Raw genomic sequence first — 338 nt, 5'->3', positions numbered from 1 at the left:
TCAGTGTTTAACTTAACATCAATCAAATCACTATCCAACATTTTTTCAATAATTTGAGTGTAACCACCAATTGGAATACCTTGGTATGGGTCACTGAAATAGTTGTTGTCGTAAATAAAACGAACTGGAATTCTTCTAATAATGAAAGCAGGAAGATCTGTTGCCTTACGGCCCCATTGCTTTTCGGTATATCCTTTAATCAACTTTTCGTAAATATCAGGACCAACTAAAGAAATGGCTTGTTCTTCCAAGTTAGTTGGTTCTGCTGAAATATCTGCATTCTTTTTTTGTTCTTCAATCTTAGCTTTAGCTTCATCAGGTGTTACTACACCCCAAAG

At 35.2% G+C, this 338-nt stretch carries 1 protein-coding gene; it reads right to left on the bottom strand.

All coding sequences use genetic code 11. The features are described from left to right. Positions 1-338 (bottom strand): UDP-galactopyranose mutase (locus tag FD36_RS06405; protein WP_275452951.1); only part of this gene is annotated, 338 nt, incomplete at both ends.

Origin of the sequence: Fructilactobacillus sanfranciscensis DSM 20451 (assembly GCF_001436035.1) — a bacterium.
Taxonomy (GTDB): domain Bacteria; phylum Bacillota; class Bacilli; order Lactobacillales; family Lactobacillaceae; genus Fructilactobacillus; species Fructilactobacillus sanfranciscensis.
The sequence above is the reverse complement of the archived record's forward strand: the minus strand, read 5'-3'. Positions and strand labels throughout refer to the sequence as shown.